This window comes from Reyranella sp. (genome assembly GCF_965227665.1).
Lineage (GTDB): Bacteria > Pseudomonadota > Alphaproteobacteria > Reyranellales > Reyranellaceae > Reyranella.
On the sequence record NZ_OZ245767.1, the window covers coordinates 3,724,744 to 3,742,080 of the forward strand.

The following is a 17,337-nucleotide window of genomic DNA, read 5'->3' on the forward strand; positions in this document are numbered from 1 at the left end:
GAGCTCCCCGAAGGGGGAACCTAGTAAATCGGCACGACCGATTGAGCCGGCGGGGTATAAAGCCTGCCGCGTCAGGAGTCAAAACGCTTGAACGAGCCGGCTAACCCCTTGAACGACAAAGATTCCCAGCGCCTTCCGGGCTGGTCCATGCTGATCTTCGTGGTCGTGGCCCCGCTGATCGGCCTGGTGGTTTTCTGGCTTTTGCCCGACCGAAGCAACTTGTTGGTGCTCAGCGCCTTCTTCGGGACCGGCCTGCTGGCCCTGCTTTTCGCCGTCCTGCCGCTCGGCCGGAATGCACCGGCGGCCCTGGGTCTGCGGCCCGTGGGCTGGCGGCCCGTGGTCTTCGCCGTCCTCGGCACGACGGTGCTTTCGTTTGCCGTCAGCCAGCTCGGCCCGCAGCCCGAGGGGGTGAAGCAGGTGACGGAGGGCATCCAGGGCACGGCGCGGGTCCTCCAGACCTTGGCCGTGCTCGGTCTGCTCGCCCCGATCGTCGAGGAGCTGGTCTTCCGCGGCCTGTTCTATGGCTGGCTGGCGGGCCGCTGGAACAACCTGGTGGCCTTCGTGCTCAGTTCGCTGGCCTTCGCCGCTGCCCATACGGAGCCGCTGCACATTCTCCTGGTGCTGCCGCTCGGCTTCTGGTTCGGCTGGCTGCGCTGGCGCACCGGCTCGCTCGTTCCGACGATCGTGGCGCACATCATCAACAACACGATCGCGGTATCGGCGGCAGCCTTCCTGAGCCCCTGAGGTGGACGCCGGTCAGGAGGCGAGCTTGCGCTCGACGAAGTCCAGCCGGTCCTGCCCCCAGAAGATCTCGCCGTCGATGACGTAGGAGGGCGCACCGAACACGCCCTGCGAAATCGCGTGCTTGGTGTAGGCTTCGCGCTTCTCGGCAATGCCCGGTGCTTCGCTGGCCTTGAGGACGGCGGCGCCATCGAGGCCGCAGCCGTCGATGATCGCCTGAAGAGTCGGCAGGTCGCCGGTGTTCTTCTCCTCGGCCCACAGGCCGGTCAGCACCGCGTGCGCGACCTTGATCGCGTCCGCCATGCGGCCCTCTTCGCGCAGGGCGATCACGCATTTCGCGGCCGGCACCTCGTTGGCGGGAAAGAACTTGGGCTCGAGCGTCGTCTTCATGCCGAGATGGTCGCGCCAGCGCTTCAACTCCATCATGCGATAGGCCTGACGCTGCGGGGCGCGCTTGGGCAGGGGCAGGCCGCCCGAAACCGCGAAGACCGAGCCGAAATCGACCGGCCAGATCGTGACCGTCGCGCCGTGCTTCTTCACCATGGCGTCGAAGCGCGCGGTCCCGAGATAGGTCCACGGCGAATTCAGCGAAACGTAGTAGTCGACATGCTTGCCCATGAGTTCCCCCGGAATGGCGTTCGTTGGCGCGGACTGTGGCGCAAAGCCTGTCGATACGCCATCTTCGCGCGGTGAGCAGAAACCCCGATTCCGAACGGGCCATCGCCATCACCGGCGGCGATGCCGCCTATTTCGACCTGATGCGCGACTGCATCGAGTCCTTGCAGGCGACCGAGCCGGGCCGCGCGCTGGCGCTGGGCGTGCTCGATTGCGGACTGACCGAAAAGCAGCGCGCCTGGTGTGTCGCGCGCGGCGCCATCCTCGTGGTGCCGCAATGGGATTTCGACTTTCGCGGCCGCGACTCGTTGAAGGACGGTTACAAGGCGCTGACGGCGCGTCCCTTCCTGCCGCGCTATTTCCCGGGCTTCGACCTCTATCTCTGGATCGACGGCGATTGCTGGGTGCAGCAGGGCGACGCGGTCGACTTGTTCCTCGCCGCCGCCCGGACGGGCGCGCTGGCGGTGGCGCCCGAGATCCATCGCTCGATGCGTCACTATCGCCATGCCTGGCCGGAATTCTCGTCGATCAACGGCGCGGCCTTCGAAGCCTGTTTCGACCGGGCGATCGCCGAGCGGCTGATCCGCTACCCGCTGATCAACGCCGGTGTCTTCGCGCTCTCAGCCGATGCGCCCCACTGGCAGGGCTGGGCGGGGTTGCTGGGCGAGGCGCTGCAGCGCTCGACCGACATGACCGACCAGGTCGCGCTCAACGTGCTGGTCTACGATCGGGGGTTCTCCTGCGAGCCGCTGCCCAGCCGCTGCAACTGGCCGGTCCACCATGCCACCCCGGCGTGGGACGCCGGTCGCGGCCTGTTCGTCGAGCCGGCCATGCCCTACGAGGCGCTCGGCATTCTCCATCTCACGATCTACACCAAGCGGATGCCGACCCTCGATGTGCGCGAGGTCGGCGGGCCGCAGGCCGGGCGGGTCCGGGCGCGCTCGTTGCGCTGGCCCGGCCGAACCGCCATATAGCGCCGCATGGCCGGAACGCCTTTCCTCAAGATGCACGGGCTGGGCAACGACTTCGTCGTGCTCGATGCGCGCGGTCATGCGCTCGATCTGACGGTGCCGCGCCGGCGTGCCATCGCCGACCGCCGCCTGGGCGTGGGCTGCGACCAGCTGATCGTGCTGGAGCCGCCGACCGAGCCCGACGCCGACGTCTTCATGCGCATCTACAACCCCGACGGCAGCGAGGCGCAGGCCTGCGGCAACGCCACGCGCTGCGTCGCCTCGGTGGTGATGGACGAGCGCAAGTCGGACGATGTGACGATCCAGACGGTCGCCGGCCTGCTCGAATCGCAGAAGGTCGGGCGCGGCGCCAACGGCCTGCCGGTGATCTCCGTCGATATGGGGCTGGTGCGCATGGACTGGCGCGAAATCCCTGTCGCGAAGGCCTGCGACACGAGGCATATGCCGGTTGGGTTCGGGCCGCTGCAGGACCCGGTCGGCACCAATGTCGGCAATCCGCACGCGACTTTTTTCGTCGACGATCTCGCGTCGATCCCGATCACGGAACTCGGTCCGAAGCTGGAGCACGATCCGTTCTTCCCCGAGCGGGTGAATGTCGGCGTTGCGCAGATCATTGGTGAGAACAGGCTCAAGCTCAGCGTCTGGGAGCGTGGCGCGGGGCTGACGCTCGCCTGCGGCTCGGGTGCCTGTGCCGCCGGCGTCGCCGCGGCGCGGCGCGGGCTTACGGGGCGCAAGGTCGACGTCGTCGTGGAGCACGGCACGCTCACCATCGAATGGCTGCGCGACGACCATGTGTCGATGACCGGCGGCATATCGCTGGCCTACCGGGGCGAGCTCGACCGCTCCCTCCTTTCCTGAGGTGACGCGGTGAGCGAGACGGAACCCGAGAAGAAGGGCTGGTTTGCGCGGTTGCGCGCGCGGGTGACGCCGACCGTCGAGCCGTCCAAGCCGGTCGAACCCGAAGTCGAGAAACCCGAGCCGGTCGAGCCGTCCGTCACGGTCGAGCCCGAGACACCGCCCGCTCTGCCCCCCATCGCGCCGGTGAGCGAGCCGGTGCCGATGGCGCCGGAGCCCGAGCCCGAGCCCGAGCCAGAGCCAGAGCCGGTCGCTGTCACCGCCCCTGTCGAAGCGGTGGTCGAGAAGGAACCCGAGCCCGAGAAGCCCGAGCCCGAGAAGAAAGGCTGGCTGTCGCGTCTGCGGGAGGGCCTCTCGAAGTCGACCAAGAAGGTCGCCGAGAGCATCACCGGCCTCTTCACCAAGAAGAAGCTCGACCAGCAGACACTCGACGATCTCGAGGATGCGCTGATCCAGGCCGATCTCGGCGTCGCCGTGGCCGCCCGTTTGGTCGGCAAGCTGAGCAAGGAGCGCTTCGGCAAGGAAGTCACCGAAGAGGAAGTGCGCGCGGCCTTCGCCGACGACATCGCCGAGATCCTGCAGCCCGTCGCCGTGCCGCTCACCATCGATGCCGCGCGCAAGCCGCATGTCGTGCTGGTGGTCGGCGTGAACGGCAGCGGCAAGACCACGACCATCGCCAAGCTGGCCGGCCGCTACCGGAGCGAGGGCCGCTCGGTGATGCTGGCCGCCGGCGACACGTTCCGCGCCGCCGCCGTCGAGCAGCTCAAGGTCTGGGGCGACCGCGCCGGCGTGCCGGTCGTGTCGAAGCAGACCGGTGCCGACGCCGCGGGCCTCGCCTACGAAGCGCTGGAGCGGGCGCGCGCCGAGAAGACCGACGTGCTGCTGATCGACACCGCCGGCCGCCTGCACAACAAGACCAACCTGATGGAAGAGCTCGCGAAGATCGTGCGCGTCATCCGCAAGCTCGATCCCGAGGCGCCGCATTCCTGCCTGCTGGTGCTCGACGCGACCACCGGCCAGAACGCCCATGCCCAGGTCGAGACCTTCAAGACCATGTCGCCGGTCGACGCGCTGGTCCTCACCAAGCTCGACGGCAGTGCCAAGGGCGGCGTGCTGGTGGCGCTGGCCGAGAAGTTCAAGCTGCCGGTCGTGGCGATCGGTGTCGGCGAAGGCATCGACGACCTGCGGCCGTTCGAGGCTCGCGCCTTCGCCCGTGGATTGATGGGATTGCCGGCATGAGCAGTGAACGGGACGCGGGCGGCGACAATGGCATGCGAAAGCTCTACGCCACGGCGCTCGAACTGGGGCCGCTGGTCCTGTTCTTCGTCGCCAACGGGCGCTGGGGCATCTACTGGGGCACCGGCATCTTCATCGTCGCGACGGCGATCGCGCTGCCCTGCTATCGCTGGCTGGAGAAGCGCTGGCCGATCATGCCGCTGGTCGGCGGCTTCTTCGTGCTGGTGTTCGGCGGCCTCACCATCTGGCTGCAGGACGACACCTTCATCAAGCTGAAGCCCACGATCGTGAACTGCCTGTTCGCGGTCATCCTGGGCGGTGGTCTCGTGCTGTTCAAGAAGCCGCTGTTGAAGCCCCTGTTCGGCGCGGCCTTCAGGCTGACCGACGAGGGCTGGTATCAGCTCACGATGCGTTGGACGGTGTTCTTCTTCGTGCTGGCCATCGTCAACGAAGTGATGTGGCGGAACTTCACGACCGACACGTGGATCGCCAGCAAGATGTTCCTGAGCTTCCCGCTGACCCTCGTCTTCGCCTTCCTGCAGATCCCGCTGCTGCGGCGCTACTGGGACGGCGACGACAATCCTTTCGCGCGCGGAAGCTGACGGCTTGTTTCATTGGAGCGCGCCACTCCAGTGGCGCATCAAGACTTATGAGCGCAACTGGAGTTGCGCGCTCCACTGATTCCGAGCCGCGTAGCGTCTTCCTAAACCCCCTCGGGCTTGCGCGGCGGCCACATGCGGGCGAGGTCGCCGGTCGGGTTGGAGTAGGTCGAGAAGTCGGTCTTGTCGCGTGACTCGTGGAAGTGGGCGAGCGCCCACACCACCGTCGGGAAAGCGAGCTGGTCCCACGGGATGTCGGCCCAGTCGACCAGCGCCACTTCCTCGCTTTCGACGCCGCAGGCGATGTCCGGCGTGACCAGCTTCGCGCGATACATGATCTGCACCTGGCCGATGCGAGCCACGCTGTACATGGCGAGCAGCCGGTCGATCTCGATGGTGGCACAGGCCTCTTCCAGCGCCTCGCGCTGGGCGGCCTGCTCGGTCGTCTCGCCGAGTTCCATGTAGCCGGCCGGCAGGGTCCAGAAGCCCTTGCGCGGCTCGATGGCGCGCTTGGCCAGCAGGATCTTGTCCTGTCCCTTGTCATCGCGCCACGTACAGACGGCGCCGGCGACGACCTTGGGGTTCTGGTAGTGGATGAACTCGCAGCGCCCGCAGACCAGCCGCTCGCGATTGTCGCCGTCGGGGACCCGCTTCTCGAAATGCTCGGGCGGATCCCACGGCAGGCGCGGGCGATCGGGAGGGGTCGGTGGGGCGCTCATGGCGCCGACGCTACGCCGCCCGTATCAGCGCTGCAACGCCGGGCAGGGTCTTGCCTTCCATCCATTCGAGGAAGGCGCCGCCCGCCGTCGAGACGTAGGAGAATTTCTCCTCGACGCCCGCCGCCGCAAGGGCGGCCACCGTGTCGCCGCCGCCGGCCACCGACAGGAGTTTGCCCATGCCGGTCAGCCGGGCCACGTCCTGGGCCAGCGCCACCGTGCCGGTGTCGAACGGCTTGATCTCGAAGGCGCCGAGCGGACCGTTCCATACCAACGTCGAGCAATCGGCCAGTTCCTTCTGGTAGAGCGCGATCGTCTTCGGCCCGACATCGAGGATCATCTTGTCGTCGGGACAGGCGTTGGCATCCACCACGACATGCGGCGCGCCGGCCTTGAACTCGTCCGCCGCCATGACGTCCACCGGCAGCAGCACCTTGCACTTGGCGGCCTTCGCCTTTTCCAGGATATCGAGCGCCATCGGGGCGAGATCCTTCTCGCACAGCGACTTGCCGACATGGATCCCCTGGGCATGCATGAACGTGTTGGCCATGCCGCCGCCGATGATCAGCTTGTCGACCTTGCCCACCAGATGGCCGAGCAGCTCGAGCTTGGTCGAGACCTTGGCGCCGCCGACGATGGCGCAGACCGGCCGCTTCGGGTTGCCCAGGGCCTTGTCGAGCGCTTCCAGTTCCTCCTGCATCAGGCGGCCCGCGACGGCCGGCAGGCGGTTGGCGAGACCCTCGGTCGAGGCATGCGCGCGATGCGCGGTCGAGAAGGCATCGTTCACGTAGACGTCGCCCAGCAGCGAGAGCTTGTCGATGAAGCCGGCGTCGTTCTTCTCCTCTTCCTTGTGGAAGCGGAGGTTCTCCAGCAACAGCACGTCGCCCGCCTTCATGTTGCGCACGGCGTCCTCGGCCAGCGGACCGATGCAGTCCTCGGCGAAGCCGACCGGCTTGCCGAGCGCCTTCTCCAGCGGCTCGACCAGCGGACGCAGCGTCATCTCCGGCACGCGCTTGCCGTCGGGACGACCGAAATGGCTGAGCACGATCACCTTCGCACCCTTGGCCGCCAGCTCCTTGATCGTCGGCGCCGCGCGCTCGATGCGGGTGGCATCGGTCACCACGCCGTTCTTCATCGGCACGTTGAGGTCGACGCGCACCAGGACGCGCTTGCCCGACATGTCCAGGGAATCGATCGTCTTGAAGGTCGTCTGCGGCATGAACTCTCTCTTGTCTGTCGAACGGGCGTCTGGCGTTTCCGCCGTCTAGCGTTTCCGAATCACGAATACCAGCACCTCGCCCTCGCGCGTGGCAGAGACCAGCTCGTGTCCGGTCTGCCGGCAGAAGGCCGGGAAGTCGGCCTCGGCGGCAGGATCGGTGGCGCGCACCGTGAGCAGCCCACCGGTCGCCAGTTCGCGCAGCTTGCGGTTGGCCCGCAGCACGGGGAGGGGGCAGAGCAGCCCGGTCGCGTCGTATTCCAGCGTTTCGGTCATCGTGGTTTGTAGTACTGCATGGCTTCGGGCAGCCAGCGCCTGATATCGGCAATGCGCGTGGTGTCGGCAGGATGCGTGCTGAGCCATTCGGCCTGCCGCTTGCCGGAACTGGCGGCGCGCATGCGCTCCCACAGGCCGATCGCCTCGCGCGGATCGTAGCCCGCCATCGCCATCAGCACGAGGCCGATCCGGTCGGCTTCCGATTCCTGGGCGCGCGACATCGGCAGGATGTAGCCCACCGTCGCGCCGGCGCCGACCGCGGCCATCATGGCCGGCAGATAGGTGCGGCTGCGGCCGCTCACCGTCGCCGACAGGGCCACCGCGGCGGCGGCGGTGCCGACCGACGCCACCATCTGGTCGCTCATGCGCTCCGCCCCGTGGCGCGCCAGCGCATGCGCCACCTCATGGGCGAGCACGACGGCCAGGCCGGCCTCGGTCTTGGTGATCGGCAACAGACCTGTGTAGACCACGATCTTGCCGCCCGGCAGGCAGAAGGCGTTCGGCTCGTTCTTGTCGACGGTCTTGAATTCCCAGCGGAAGCGCGGCGCGCGCCACAGTTCCTGCGGCGGATGCTCGGCGGCATTGGCGATGCGCCGGCCGACCTTCTCGACCATCGCATTGACCTGCGCGTCGCGCGACAGGGGCTCCTTGTTCAGCACTTCGCGATAGGCCTTCAGGCCCATCTCGCGCTCCTCGTTCTCGTTCACCAGCATCATCTGCGACCGGCCGGAGACCGGCGCCGTCTCGCAGGCAGCGAGCAGGGACGCGAGGCCGCACACGATCAGCAGGGCGCGCAGGATGGGGTGCATGGGCCGAAGTCTAGGGGTCGGTTCGCGCCCGGTCGAGTGTGCGTCAGTCGGCGAAGAAGCCGGGTCCGCCGCGGCGCTTCAGTTCTTCGCCGGCATCGCGGCCGAGCGCGGATGCGTCAGCAATCGAACCACGCCGCTCCGTTGCGATCACTTCCGATCCGTCGGGCCGGGCGATCAGGCCGCGCAGATGCAGTTCTCCGCCCGTCAGGATCGCGTGTCCTGCAATGGGTGTTCGGCACGATCCGTCGAGCACGACCAGCATCGCATGCTCGGCGCGTACGCAGACGGCGGTGGCCTCGTGATCGATCGCGGCGAGCCAGCCACGCGTCTGCGCGTCGTTCTCTCGCGCCTCGATGCACACCGCGCCCTGGCCGACCGCCGGCAGCATCTCGGCTTCCGGAATGGCCGTTCCGACACCGGTCTTGCCCAGCCGCTTCAGGCCGGCGAGCGCCAGGATGGTCGCCTGCACCGTGCCGTCGGCACGCCTTGCGAGTCGGGTGTCGACATTGCCGCGCAGCGTGACGATGCGCAGGTCCGGCCGCCGATGGAGCAGCAGAGCCTTGCGGCGCAGCGCCGAGGTGCCGACGATGGCGCCCTGCGGCAATTCGTCGATGCGGGCAAGGTCTCCCGCGATCAGGACGTCGCGCGCGTCTTCGCGCGGCAGGAAGGCCGAAATTGCCAGGCCGGGCGGTTGCGCCGTGGGCATGTCCTTCATGCTGTGGACCGCGGCGTCGATGCGACCCCGCAGCAGGGCCTCCTCGATCTCCTTGACGAACAGTCCCTTGCCGCCGGCTTCGGAGAGCGGCCGGTCCTGGATCACGTCGCCCGTGGTCTTGATGGCCACGATCTCGATGGCGCCGGGGCCGGCGAGCGCCGGGACGGACTTGGCCAGCGCATCGCGCACCAGGCCGGTCTGGGTGAGGGCGAGAGGGCTGCCGCGGGTGCCGAGCCGGAGGAGGGGGGCCGTCATGCGCGCTGCTCTAGCGCAGGGCGCCCCGATACGCCAGAAGCCCCCACGCCAGAAGCTGTGGTGCCGACAGGTCGCGGCCGGCGGCAGTTGCGGGGGGCGAGGCCGGCAGGCAGAAAGACGGCGAACAGAGCGCGAGCATGAGCCAGGATCTCGAAATCGTACCGTTGTTCGCCACGCCGCTCGTCGTCCATGACGTGCCGGACGCGGCGGCGTTGAATGCCGACCTGCGACGGGTCATCGAGGAGCGCGAGAAGTCCCACCCCGGCACACAGGCTTCCAACGAAGGCGGCTGGCAGTCGACCTGGGACATGGACCGCTGGGGCGGCGTGCCGGCGCTGAAGCTGCTGGCCATCGCCCGCAACACCGCCAATCGCGTCACGATCGACCGCTCGGGCAATGCCGGCGGCCCCCATCCCGGCGTTTTCGCCGTGACCTGGCGCGCCAACATGTGGGCCAACGTCAATCGCAGCGGCCACGGCAATCTGCCCCACACGCATCCCGGCGCCTTCTGGTCCGGCGTCTACTATGTCGACGACGGCGGCATCCCGGCCGACCCCTCGCTGGGCGGCGCGCTGGAATTCCTCGATCCGCGCGGGGCGGCCCCGGTGATGTATGCACCGCATCTCGGCTTCGCGATGAAGGGCGGCCTGTCGGGCGGCGCCAACGAGGTGCTGCAGCCCAAGGCCGGCCGGATGGTCCTGTTCCCGTCGTGGCTGCTCCACCAGGTCCGCCACTATCGCGGCACCGCCGAACGCATCTCGATCGCGTTCAATCTGAACCTGTAGAGGCTTCCCAACACAACGACCTCACCCTGAGGAGCGCTCCCCCTCGAATACCTCGGGGTAAACTCCGGAGCGCGTCTCGAAGGGTGGGAACGCGCACCTTGCTTGTTGCTCATCCTTCGAGACGCCGCGCAAGGCGCGGCTCCTCAGAATTTGTGAATCTTTGTCTTTCGGATGCCCGCCCGGGATGATTCCATCGAAGCGAATTTGGTGGAGGAGTTGATGCCGGAGAAGGATCTGTTCGGGGGCCTTCCGGAGCAGTTGGTGGCGAAGGCCGAGCCCGGGTCGGGCAAGCCGCGGATGCGCGAGCCGGAGCGGCGGCAGGTGGAACTTCGGTCGGTAGATCTCGACAGCCTTTTGGCGGCGGATCATCCGGCGCGGGTGATCTGGCGCTATGTCGAGCGATTGGACCTGAAGGTGCTGGAGGACGCGATCGGGGCTCGCGAGCACACGCCGGGCCAGGCTCCGGCGAGCCCTCGTCTTCTGCTGGCGCTGTGGCTCTATGCGACGAGCCAGGGCGTGGGCAGCGCGCGGGCGCTGGAGCGGCTGTGCGCGAGCCACGATGCCTATCGGTGGCTGTGCGGGGGGGTGAGCGTGAACTATCACGGTCTGGCCGACTTCCGCAGCGGTCATGGCGAACTGCTGGATCGGCTTCTGACGCACAACATCGCGGCACTCATGGCGGAGGATGTGATCGAGCTTGCCGAGGTGGTGCAGGACGGGGTTCGGGTGCGGGCGGGCGCGGGAGGCTCTTCGTTCCGGCGCCGGCAGAGCCTGCACAAGCACCTGAAGAAGGCACGCCGGCTGGTCGAGTATCTGAAGCGGGAACTCGACGAGGACCCCGACGCCAGCAACCGGCGCATCAAGGCGGCCCAGGAGCGGGCTGCGCGCGAGCGCGAGCAGCGCGTGGCGACGGCGCTCGACAAGCTGGCCGAGATCGAGGCCGAGCGGGAGCGACGCGGCAAGACCAACAAGAAGCAGGTGGCCAAGCAGAAGGAGCCTCGCACCTCGACCACCGATCCCCAGGCGCGCGTCATGAAGATGGCCGATGGCGGCTTCCGGCCGGCCTACAACTGCCAGATCGGCACGGTGGCCAAAGGCCAGATCGTGGTCGACGTCGCCATCGACACCACGGGTTCGGACCGCGGCCTGCTGCGGCCCATGCTGGAGCGGCTGAAAGAACGCTATCAACGGCAGCCCCGGCGCCATCTGGTCGATGGGGGCTTCCACAAGAACGAGGATACGGAAGAGGCGTTCGAGCAGGGTGTGCTGATCTACGGACCGACCACCCGCAACAAGCACAAGAGCGATCCCTATGCGCCTCGGCCCAAGGACGGTCCCGGCGTTGCCGCCTGGCGCCGGCGCATGCGAAGCCCGCACGGCAAGAGCGTCTACAAACGACGGGCGATGGGCGAGTGCATCAACGCCCGCTTCCGGCAGTGGGGCCTGCGCCAGTTCACCGTGCGCGGCGTTCACAAGGTCAAAACCATCCTGCTCTGGTTCGCCCTCGCCAACAACATCATCGCCGGGCATCGCCTCAAGACAGCCAAGGCATGACCAGGCCATTCCGGGGCCTGCACGGCTACGGCCACCAACGCACCCCAAGACAACAACGGCGCCCGGCGTAGCAGCCCACGCCAATACACCCCCGAGAGCTTGCCCAATACACTCACAAGCTCTCAGGATGAGGGGGTGCGTCGGCGAGGTGTCATCTGGCGCCCCTCCGCTCGGGCCGCTAGAAGTCCCGCATGCGCGTCCTGGGCATCGAAACGAGCTGTGACGAGACCGCCGTCGCCGTGGTCGAAGGCGAGGCGGGGACCGGGCCGGTTGGCCGGATTCTGTCCAATACGGTCTACAGCCAGCTCACCGAGCATCGCCGTTTCGGCGGCGTGGTGCCGGAGATTGCCGCGCGGGCGCATCTCGAGCGCATCGACGGGCTGGTCGCCCAGGCGCTCGACGAAGCCGGAATCGGGCTGGCCGATCTCGACGCCATCGCCGCGACCGGCGGGCCGGGGCTGATCGGCGGCGTGATGGTCGGCGTCATGACGGCCAAGGCGCTGGCCTTCGCACACGACAAGCCCTTCATTGCGGTCAATCATCTCGAAGGCCACGCTTTGTCGGTGCGGCTGACCGAGCCGGTTTCGTTTCCCTATCTGCTGCTGCTCGTATCGGGCGGCCACTGCCAGCTCCTCACGGTGCGCGGTCCCGGCGACTTCACGCGGCTGGGCACGACCATCGACGATGCTGCCGGCGAATGCTTCGACAAGACCGCCAAGCTGCTGGGTCTCGGCTTCCCGGGCGGACCGGCCGTCGAGAAAGCCGCTGAGGGCGGCGACCCGCGCCGCTTCTCGCTGCCGCGTCCGATGTGGCGCAAGCCCGGCTGCGACTTCTCCTTCTCGGGCCTGAAGACCGCGGTGCGCCAGACGGTCGAGAAACTGCCGGCCGACGATCCGCGCGCCGTCGCCGATCTCTGCGCCTCCTTCCAGCGCACGGTGGGCGACGTCTTCGCCGACCGCTGCGCCAACGCGCTGGCCCGGGCCCCGTCGCAGACGCTCGTGGTGGCTGGCGGCGTCGCGGCCAATGTTTACTTGCGCGGGCGGCTCGAAGAGGTCGCGGCGACGCACGGCGCGAAGCTGGTGGCCCCGCCGGTCCGGCTCTGCACCGACAATGGCGCCATGATCGCCTGGGCCGGTGTCGAACGGCTGCGTCTCGGCCAGGTCGATGCGCTCGATTTCCGCCCCCGGCCGCGCTGGCCGCTCGATCCTGCCGCCGCCAATCGCGTGTAGACTGCCGTCATGAGCCAGGCCCAGCCCGCCTTCGAAACCGTTGCCGCCTTCGCGACGCCGATCCTGATCGCCGATCTTCCCGACGGTCCGCAGCTCAATGCCGCGCTGATCCCGGTGCTGGCGAAGCGCGAGGCCGAACAGGCGAACGAGCCGCACAGCACGCTGGGCGGCTGGCAGTCGACCTGGGACCTCGACAAGTGGGCCGGCGTTCCGGCGATCAAGCTGCTGGCGATCGCGCGCAACATCGCCAACCGCAGCACCAGCGATCGCCAGGGCAATGCGGTCACGATCGCGTGGAAGGCCAACATCTGGGCCAACATCAACCGCGGCGGCCACGGCAACGAATTCCATTCCCATCCCGGCAGCTACTGGTCGGGCGTCTACTATGTCGACGATGGCGGCATCTCGGCCGATCCGTCGCTGGGCGGCGAACTCGAGTTCATGGATCCGCGCGGACCGGCGCCGGCCATGTACGCGCCCTATCTTGCCTTCAGCCTGCCGGGCGGCCTGTCGGTCGGCACCAACCAGACGATCTCGCCCCGGGCGGGGCGGCTGGTGATGTTCCCGTCATGGGTGCTGCATCAGGTGCGGCCCTATCGCGGCGCCGCCCAGCGCATCTCCATCGCCTTCAATCTCAGCCTGTGACGAGGATCGCGTGAGGGGGATCGCGTGACGGGCATCGCGCATATCGGCGTCGTCGGCGGCGGCGCCTGGGGAACGGCGCTGGCCTGTCTCGCACGCCGGGCCGGTCGCAAGGTCACGCTCTGGTCGCGCGATCGCACTGTATCGGCCGCGATCGCGCACGACCGTCGCAACGAGATCTACCTGCCGGGGCAATCGCTCGACGCCGGCATCGAAGCGGCAACGGAGCTCGCCCAGCTCGCCGATTGCCATGCGATCCTGCTCGTCTGTCCGGCCCAGGCGTTGCGCGTCGTGGCGCACGGCCTGCCCGGCAGCGGTCCCGTCGTGATCTGCGCCAAGGGCATCGAGGCCACCAGCGGCCTGCTGATGCCCGAGGTTCTGGCCGAGGTGCTGCCGGGCCGGGCCATCGCCATGCTCTCGGGCCCCAGCTTCGCGGAGGAAGCCGTGCAGGGCCTGCCGACGGCGGTCAGCATCGCCACTGCCGATGCCGCGCTCGGTCGCGACCTCGCAGCCTCGCTCGCCGCCGGCATGTTCCGGCCCTACTGGACCGACGATGTCGTGGGCGTGTCGCTGGGCGGCGCGGTGAAGAACGTGCTGGCCATCGCCGCCGGCATCGTCGAGGGCCGCGGCCTCGGGCACAACGCCGCCGCCGCGCTGATCACTCGCGGCTTCGCCGAGATGGCGCGACTGGGCCTCGCCCTCGGCGCCCATCTCGAAACGCTGACGGGGCTGAGCGGGCTCGGCGATCTGGTGCTCACCTGTCAGGGGCCGTTGTCGCGCAACCGCTCGCTCGGAGCTGCGCTCGGCAAGGGCATGTCCTACGAAACCTACATGCAGGGAAGGCGGCAGGTGGTCGAAGGTGCGGCGACGGCGCCGGCGGTTCTCGAACGCGCCGCCAAGCTCGGCATCGAGATGCCGATATGCACCGCCGTCGATGCTATCCTGCATCGCGGGGCGGACCTCGACGATTCGATTCGCGGCCTGCTGGCGCGGCCGCTGCGGCGCGAAGGCAAGTAGGAGCAGGGGGAAACGACATGGCGTACTGGCTCATCAAGTCCGAGCCTTCGGTCTATTCCTGGGCGCAGTTCGTGAAGGATGGCGAGACCTCCTGGACCGGCGTGCGCAACGCCCAGGCCGCGATCAACCTCAAGGCGATGAAGCCCGGCGACCGCTGCTTCTTCTACCATTCCAACGAGGGCAAGGAGATCGTGGGCATCGCCGAGGTCGTGAAGCCCGCCTATCCCGATCCCACCGATGCGGCGGGCAAGGCCGTCACCGTCGACGTGAAGCCGGTCGCGCCGGTGAAGACGCCGGTGACACTGGCCGCGATCAAGGCCGATCCCAAGCTCGCGGATTTCGGCCTGGTGCGCCAGTCGCGCCTCTCCGTCGTGCCGGTCTCCGCCGAGCAGTGGAAGATGATCGAGAAGATGGCGAAGTAGTCAATTCGTCATTAGCCCGGTCATGATCGACAATACCCGCGGCATCGCCGCGATGCTGGCGTCGGTCGTCGTCTTCATCTTCAACGATGCGCTGATCAAGCTCGCCGCCGAGACCGTGCCGTCGCTCCAGGCGATCGGCGTGCGCGGCCTGTTCGCGACGCTCTGGTGCGCGCTGGCCCTGCTGGCGACGGGCGCCTGGCGCAAGATGGCCTATGCCGTCCATCCCAAGGTCCTGCTGCGCGGCGGGCTGGAAGCGGGCGCAGCCATCATCTACCTGATCGCGCTGTTCCAGATTCCGTTCGCGATCGCCACCGCCGTCAACCTCTCGACACCGCTGATCCTGACGGTGCTCGCCGTGCTCCTCCTCAAGGAGGAGGTGCGCTGGCGGCGCTGGACCGCGGTCGGCGTGGGCTTCGTGGGTGTGCTCCTGGTCATCCAGCCGAGGCTCGGCGACATCAACGGCTGGACCTGGGTGGCGCTTACCGGAACCTGCCTCGGCGCCTTTCGCGACATCATCGCGCGTCACCTGCCACCCGCCGTGCCGACGCTCGTCGTCTCCTTCACCACGGCGATCACCGTCGCCGTCGTCGGGTGCGCCTGGGCGCTGGTCGAGGGCTGGCAGCCGATCGATGCGCGCGCCCTGGGCTACATCGCGGCGTCGTCGCTGCTGCTCGCGATCGGCTACCAGTTCCTCGTGATCGCGCTGCGCTCGGGCGGCGAGATCTCGGTCATCGGATCGTTCCGCTACTCCTCGACCCTGTGGGCGCTCGCCATCGGCTACGTCGTGTGGGGCGAGGTCCCCAACACCCTGGCGCTGGCCGGCATCGCCGTGATCGTGGGCTCGGGCCTCTACATCCTGCACCGCGAGCGGGTCTCGCGGTAGCGATCGACCAGAATCATTCTGCTTCAGGTTCACCCGCTAAACCTCATCCTGAGAGGCTGGCTGGAAATGACTTGAATCGACTCAAGCACTTACCTCATCCTGAGGAGCGTCGCGAAGAGGCGCGTCTCGAAGGATGGGCAACAGGCAAGGTGCGCGTTCCCACCCTTCGAGACACATCGCTGCGCGATGTTCCTCAGGGTGAGGTTAGTGGGACTGTTCATAGCCCCTTGTTTTAGCTGCATTCATTTCCGGCCAGACTCTGAAGAGCGCTCCGCAGGAGCGCTCTTCAGGGTGAGGTGGTTTTTGTGAAGGCCGATGTGATCGTGCCTCCGTCAGAAAAACTCTACCGCGCCACCCAGGCCTCGTAGTCGCGGGCGACCTCCTCGACGGCGGTGTCGTAGAAGCGCTTGCCGTGCTCGGGCGTGGCCTGATTGGGGTCCGAGCCGATGCGGCCGTCGGGGAAGGTGCGGCGATAGTCCTCGGCGTCGGCGAACGAGCCGTTCGGCGCGATGCGCGGCTCCATCTCCTTGCGCTGGATCGTCTCGGGATACTTGTACCAGGTCAGCGCCACCTCGGAGGCGGTGGCGTGGCTGCCTTCGCCGGTCGGATAGAGTTCGGCACTCAGCCGCTTGATGCCGGGCCCGTCCCACCAGTTGCGCAGCGCGCACTTGATGGACGGCTGGTTGCTCATCCGCTCCATCGAGCGCTCGGCATAGATCTCGGAGAAGGCGGCCGTGACGGTGGCGATGTTGCCGCCATGGCCGTTCACGAAGAAGAAGCGCGTGAAGCCGTGCCGTGCCAGCGACACCACCGTGTCGCGCACGACGGCGATCAGCGTGGTTGGCTTCAGCGTGATCGAACCGGCGAAGTCGAGATGATGCTGCGCCATGCCGACCGAGATGGTCGGCGCCACCAGCGCGCCCACTTTCTCGCCGGCGCCGCGGGCGATCATTTCCGCCGTCAGCGCGTCGGTGCCGATCAGGCCGGTCGGGCCGTGCTGCTCGGTCGAGCCGATGGGGATGATGATGCCGGTCTTGGACTTGAGATAGTCGTCGACGAACTGCCAAGTCTTGAGCTGAAGCTGCACGAACCGAAACTCCTGTGATGTGCCTGCAGGATGCGTCGCTTCGTGCAGCGAGACAAGGACGTCAGCGAGCCGACGTCAGGCCGGCACCACCTTCGCCGCAAGCCGGCGCTTGTCGAGATCGGCCAGCGCCTTGTCGCGGGCGTCGGAGATCTGCTTGGCTTCGATCGTGCAGAGTTCGCGGTTCGTCGAGCTGCAGCGCGTGTTTACGAGGTCGATTTCGGCCTTGGCGCCGGCTTCGATGCGCTGGCGGATGCCGGCATAGTGGGCATCGCGCGCCTCGTCGCTCGGGAAGCTCGCGGGCGTCAGGATGACCATCACGCGCTCGGGGTACTTGTTGTTGGCGCCGGAGGCCGCATCGATGGCGACGCCGACCAGTCCGCCCAGCAGGATGTTGCCGACCGTGGCGCCCGTGAAGCTGGCGACCAGGACCTCGTTCGACTGCTCGTAGCCATCGAGGTTGCAGCTCAGGATGACGGTTTCCTTGGAGCGCGAGAGGCCCACCTTGCCCGGTGTCGGCCTGATGAACCCGACGGTGGCGCCCTGGCGATTGACCGCGCAGGTGGCGCCCTTCGGTTCGGTATCGACGTAGACTTCCTGGGTGGTGCCACCGACCACCGTCGCACAAGCCGCAGACGTCGACAGCAGGCCGACAGAAATCATCAGGCGGCCAAGGCCCGCCAGTTTCCCCGCGTTCATTCTCTTGAATCTCCCCCT

General features: G+C 67.8%; 20 protein-coding genes. 12 read left to right on the forward strand and 8 right to left on the reverse strand.

Annotated elements, in window-relative coordinates; translation table 11 throughout:
• Positions 1-108 precede the first annotated feature (108 nt).
• Positions 109-744: a CPBP family intramembrane glutamic endopeptidase gene (locus ACO07I_RS17950; protein WP_422009744.1), complete on the forward strand. Its 636-nt coding sequence runs from the start codon at positions 109-111 to the stop codon at positions 742-744.
• A gap of 12 nt (positions 745-756) precedes the next feature.
• On the opposite strand, the gene ACO07I_RS17955 is transcribed toward ACO07I_RS17950, so the two are convergent.
• Positions 757-1,359: a 2-hydroxychromene-2-carboxylate isomerase gene (locus ACO07I_RS17955; RefSeq protein WP_422009745.1), complete on the reverse strand. Its 603-nt coding sequence runs from the start codon at positions 1,357-1,359 to the stop codon at positions 757-759.
• 71 nt (positions 1,360-1,430) lie between these two features.
• On the opposite strand from ACO07I_RS17955, the gene ACO07I_RS17960 reads away from it, so the two are divergent.
• The 4 genes from ACO07I_RS17960 to ACO07I_RS17975 are packed head-to-tail and all read left to right on the forward strand — an operon-like array spanning position 1,431 to position 5,020.
• Positions 1,431-2,330: a hypothetical protein gene (locus ACO07I_RS17960; RefSeq protein ID WP_422009746.1), complete on the forward strand. Its 900-nt coding sequence runs from the start codon at positions 1,431-1,433 to the stop codon at positions 2,328-2,330.
• Positions 2,331-2,336: 6 nt separating this feature from the next.
• Positions 2,337-3,185, forward strand: a complete 849-nt coding sequence (gene dapF / locus ACO07I_RS17965) for a diaminopimelate epimerase (RefSeq protein ID WP_422009747.1) — start codon at positions 2,337-2,339, stop codon at positions 3,183-3,185.
• Positions 3,186-3,194: 9 nt separating this feature from the next.
• On the forward strand, positions 3,195-4,421 hold the full coding sequence (gene ftsY, locus ACO07I_RS17970; protein ID WP_422009748.1) for a signal recognition particle-docking protein FtsY: 1,227 nt from the start codon (positions 3,195-3,197) through the stop codon (positions 4,419-4,421).
• Positions 4,418-5,020 carry a septation protein A gene (locus tag ACO07I_RS17975; RefSeq protein ID WP_422009749.1) on the forward strand — a complete coding sequence of 201 codons (603 nt, stop codon included), beginning with the start codon at positions 4,418-4,420 and terminating at the stop codon, positions 5,018-5,020. The genes ftsY and ACO07I_RS17975 overlap by 4 nt, the downstream gene beginning before the upstream one ends.
• 101 nt (positions 5,021-5,121) lie before the next feature.
• On the opposite strand, the gene ACO07I_RS17980 is transcribed toward ACO07I_RS17975, so the two are convergent.
• Genes ACO07I_RS17980 through hemC form a run of 5 tightly spaced genes read right to left on the reverse strand, consistent with a single transcriptional unit; the run spans position 5,122 to position 9,004 of the window.
• Entirely contained in the window at positions 5,122-5,736 is a 615-nt protein-coding gene (locus ACO07I_RS17980) for an NUDIX hydrolase (RefSeq protein WP_422009750.1), read from the reverse strand.
• Between the two features lie 10 nt (positions 5,737-5,746).
• Positions 5,747-6,952, reverse strand: a complete 1,206-nt coding sequence (locus ACO07I_RS17985) for a phosphoglycerate kinase (RefSeq protein WP_422009751.1) — start codon at positions 6,950-6,952, stop codon at positions 5,747-5,749.
• 45 nt (positions 6,953-6,997) lie between these two features.
• On the reverse strand, positions 6,998-7,225 hold the full coding sequence (locus ACO07I_RS17990) for a sulfurtransferase TusA family protein (protein WP_422009752.1): 228 nt from the start codon (positions 7,223-7,225) through the stop codon (positions 6,998-7,000).
• The gene (locus ACO07I_RS17995; RefSeq protein ID WP_422009753.1) at positions 7,222-8,034 is read right to left on the reverse strand and encodes a M48 family metallopeptidase; all 813 of its coding nucleotides are present in this window, start codon (positions 8,032-8,034) and stop codon (positions 7,222-7,224) included. Before ACO07I_RS17995 ends, ACO07I_RS17990 begins: the two co-directional genes overlap by 4 nt.
• Positions 8,035-8,077: 43 nt before the next feature.
• Entirely contained in the window at positions 8,078-9,004 is a 927-nt protein-coding gene (hemC, locus tag ACO07I_RS18000; RefSeq protein WP_422009754.1) for a hydroxymethylbilane synthase, read from the reverse strand.
• Between the two features lie 137 nt (positions 9,005-9,141).
• On the opposite strand from hemC, the gene ACO07I_RS18005 reads away from it, so the two are divergent.
• From ACO07I_RS18005 to ACO07I_RS18035, 7 genes are all read left to right on the forward strand, one after another.
• Entirely contained in the window at positions 9,142-9,789 is a 648-nt protein-coding gene (locus ACO07I_RS18005; protein ID WP_422009755.1) for a TIGR02466 family protein, read from the forward strand.
• Between the two features lie 219 nt (positions 9,790-10,008).
• Positions 10,009-11,343 carry an IS1182 family transposase gene (locus ACO07I_RS18010; RefSeq protein WP_422009756.1) on the forward strand — a complete coding sequence of 445 codons (1,335 nt, stop codon included), beginning with the start codon at positions 10,009-10,011 and terminating at the stop codon, positions 11,341-11,343.
• 191 nt (positions 11,344-11,534) lie between these two features.
• Entirely contained in the window at positions 11,535-12,572 is a 1,038-nt protein-coding gene (tsaD, locus tag ACO07I_RS18015; RefSeq protein WP_422009757.1) for a tRNA (adenosine(37)-N6)-threonylcarbamoyltransferase complex transferase subunit TsaD, read from the forward strand.
• Positions 12,573-12,581: 9 nt separating this feature from the next.
• Positions 12,582-13,217: a TIGR02466 family protein gene (locus ACO07I_RS18020; RefSeq protein ID WP_422009758.1), complete on the forward strand. Its 636-nt coding sequence runs from the start codon at positions 12,582-12,584 to the stop codon at positions 13,215-13,217.
• Between the two features lie 24 nt (positions 13,218-13,241).
• A complete protein-coding gene (locus ACO07I_RS18025) occupies positions 13,242-14,231 on the forward strand; it encodes an NAD(P)H-dependent glycerol-3-phosphate dehydrogenase (protein ID WP_422009759.1) in 990 nt (329 codons plus the stop codon).
• 17 nt (positions 14,232-14,248) lie between these two features.
• Positions 14,249-14,653, forward strand: a complete 405-nt coding sequence (locus ACO07I_RS18030; protein ID WP_422009760.1) for an EVE domain-containing protein — start codon at positions 14,249-14,251, stop codon at positions 14,651-14,653.
• Between the two features lie 22 nt (positions 14,654-14,675).
• Positions 14,676-15,536 carry a DMT family transporter gene (locus tag ACO07I_RS18035; protein ID WP_422009761.1) on the forward strand — a complete coding sequence of 287 codons (861 nt, stop codon included), beginning with the start codon at positions 14,676-14,678 and terminating at the stop codon, positions 15,534-15,536.
• Between the two features lie 343 nt (positions 15,537-15,879).
• Here ACO07I_RS18035 and ACO07I_RS18040 read toward each other — a convergent pair whose 3' ends face one another.
• Together ACO07I_RS18040 and ACO07I_RS18045 are read right to left on the reverse strand one after the other, a co-directional pair.
• Positions 15,880-16,623, reverse strand: a complete 744-nt coding sequence (locus tag ACO07I_RS18040) for a creatininase family protein (RefSeq protein WP_422009762.1) — start codon at positions 16,621-16,623, stop codon at positions 15,880-15,882.
• 75 nt (positions 16,624-16,698) lie between these two features.
• Positions 16,699-17,319, reverse strand: coding sequence for a hypothetical protein (locus ACO07I_RS18045; protein ID WP_422009763.1), 621 nt, complete (start codon positions 17,317-17,319; stop codon positions 16,699-16,701).
• Positions 17,320-17,337 lie beyond the last annotated feature (18 nt).

Coding starts and splice junctions, on each gene's coding strand:
- ACO07I_RS17955 (WP_422009745.1), bottom strand. CDS start 1,359: ATGGGCAAGCATGTCGACTACTACGTTTCGCTGAATTCGCCGTGGACC.
- dapF (WP_422009747.1), top strand. CDS start 2,337: ATGGCCGGAACGCCTTTCCTCAAGATGCACGGGCTGGGCAACGACTTC.
- ACO07I_RS17975 (WP_422009749.1), top strand. CDS start 4,418: ATGAGCAGTGAACGGGACGCGGGCGGCGACAATGGCATGCGAAAGCTC.
- ACO07I_RS17980 (WP_422009750.1), bottom strand. CDS start 5,736: ATGAGCGCCCCACCGACCCCTCCCGATCGCCCGCGCCTGCCGTGGGAT.
- ACO07I_RS17985 (WP_422009751.1), bottom strand. CDS start 6,952: ATGCCGCAGACGACCTTCAAGACGATCGATTCCCTGGACATGTCGGGC.
- ACO07I_RS17990 (WP_422009752.1), bottom strand. CDS start 7,225: ATGACCGAAACGCTGGAATACGACGCGACCGGGCTGCTCTGCCCCCTC.
- ACO07I_RS17995 (WP_422009753.1), bottom strand. CDS start 8,034: ATGCACCCCATCCTGCGCGCCCTGCTGATCGTGTGCGGCCTCGCGTCC.
- hemC (WP_422009754.1), bottom strand. CDS start 9,004: ATGACGGCCCCCCTCCTCCGGCTCGGCACCCGCGGCAGCCCTCTCGCC.
- ACO07I_RS18005 (WP_422009755.1), top strand. CDS start 9,142: ATGAGCCAGGATCTCGAAATCGTACCGTTGTTCGCCACGCCGCTCGTC.
- ACO07I_RS18010 (WP_422009756.1), top strand. CDS start 10,009: ATGCCGGAGAAGGATCTGTTCGGGGGCCTTCCGGAGCAGTTGGTGGCG.
- tsaD (WP_422009757.1), top strand. CDS start 11,535: ATGCGCGTCCTGGGCATCGAAACGAGCTGTGACGAGACCGCCGTCGCC.
- ACO07I_RS18020 (WP_422009758.1), top strand. CDS start 12,582: ATGAGCCAGGCCCAGCCCGCCTTCGAAACCGTTGCCGCCTTCGCGACG.
- ACO07I_RS18030 (WP_422009760.1), top strand. CDS start 14,249: ATGGCGTACTGGCTCATCAAGTCCGAGCCTTCGGTCTATTCCTGGGCG.
- ACO07I_RS18035 (WP_422009761.1), top strand. CDS start 14,676: ATGATCGACAATACCCGCGGCATCGCCGCGATGCTGGCGTCGGTCGTC.
- ACO07I_RS18045 (WP_422009763.1), bottom strand. CDS start 17,319: ATGAACGCGGGGAAACTGGCGGGCCTTGGCCGCCTGATGATTTCTGTC.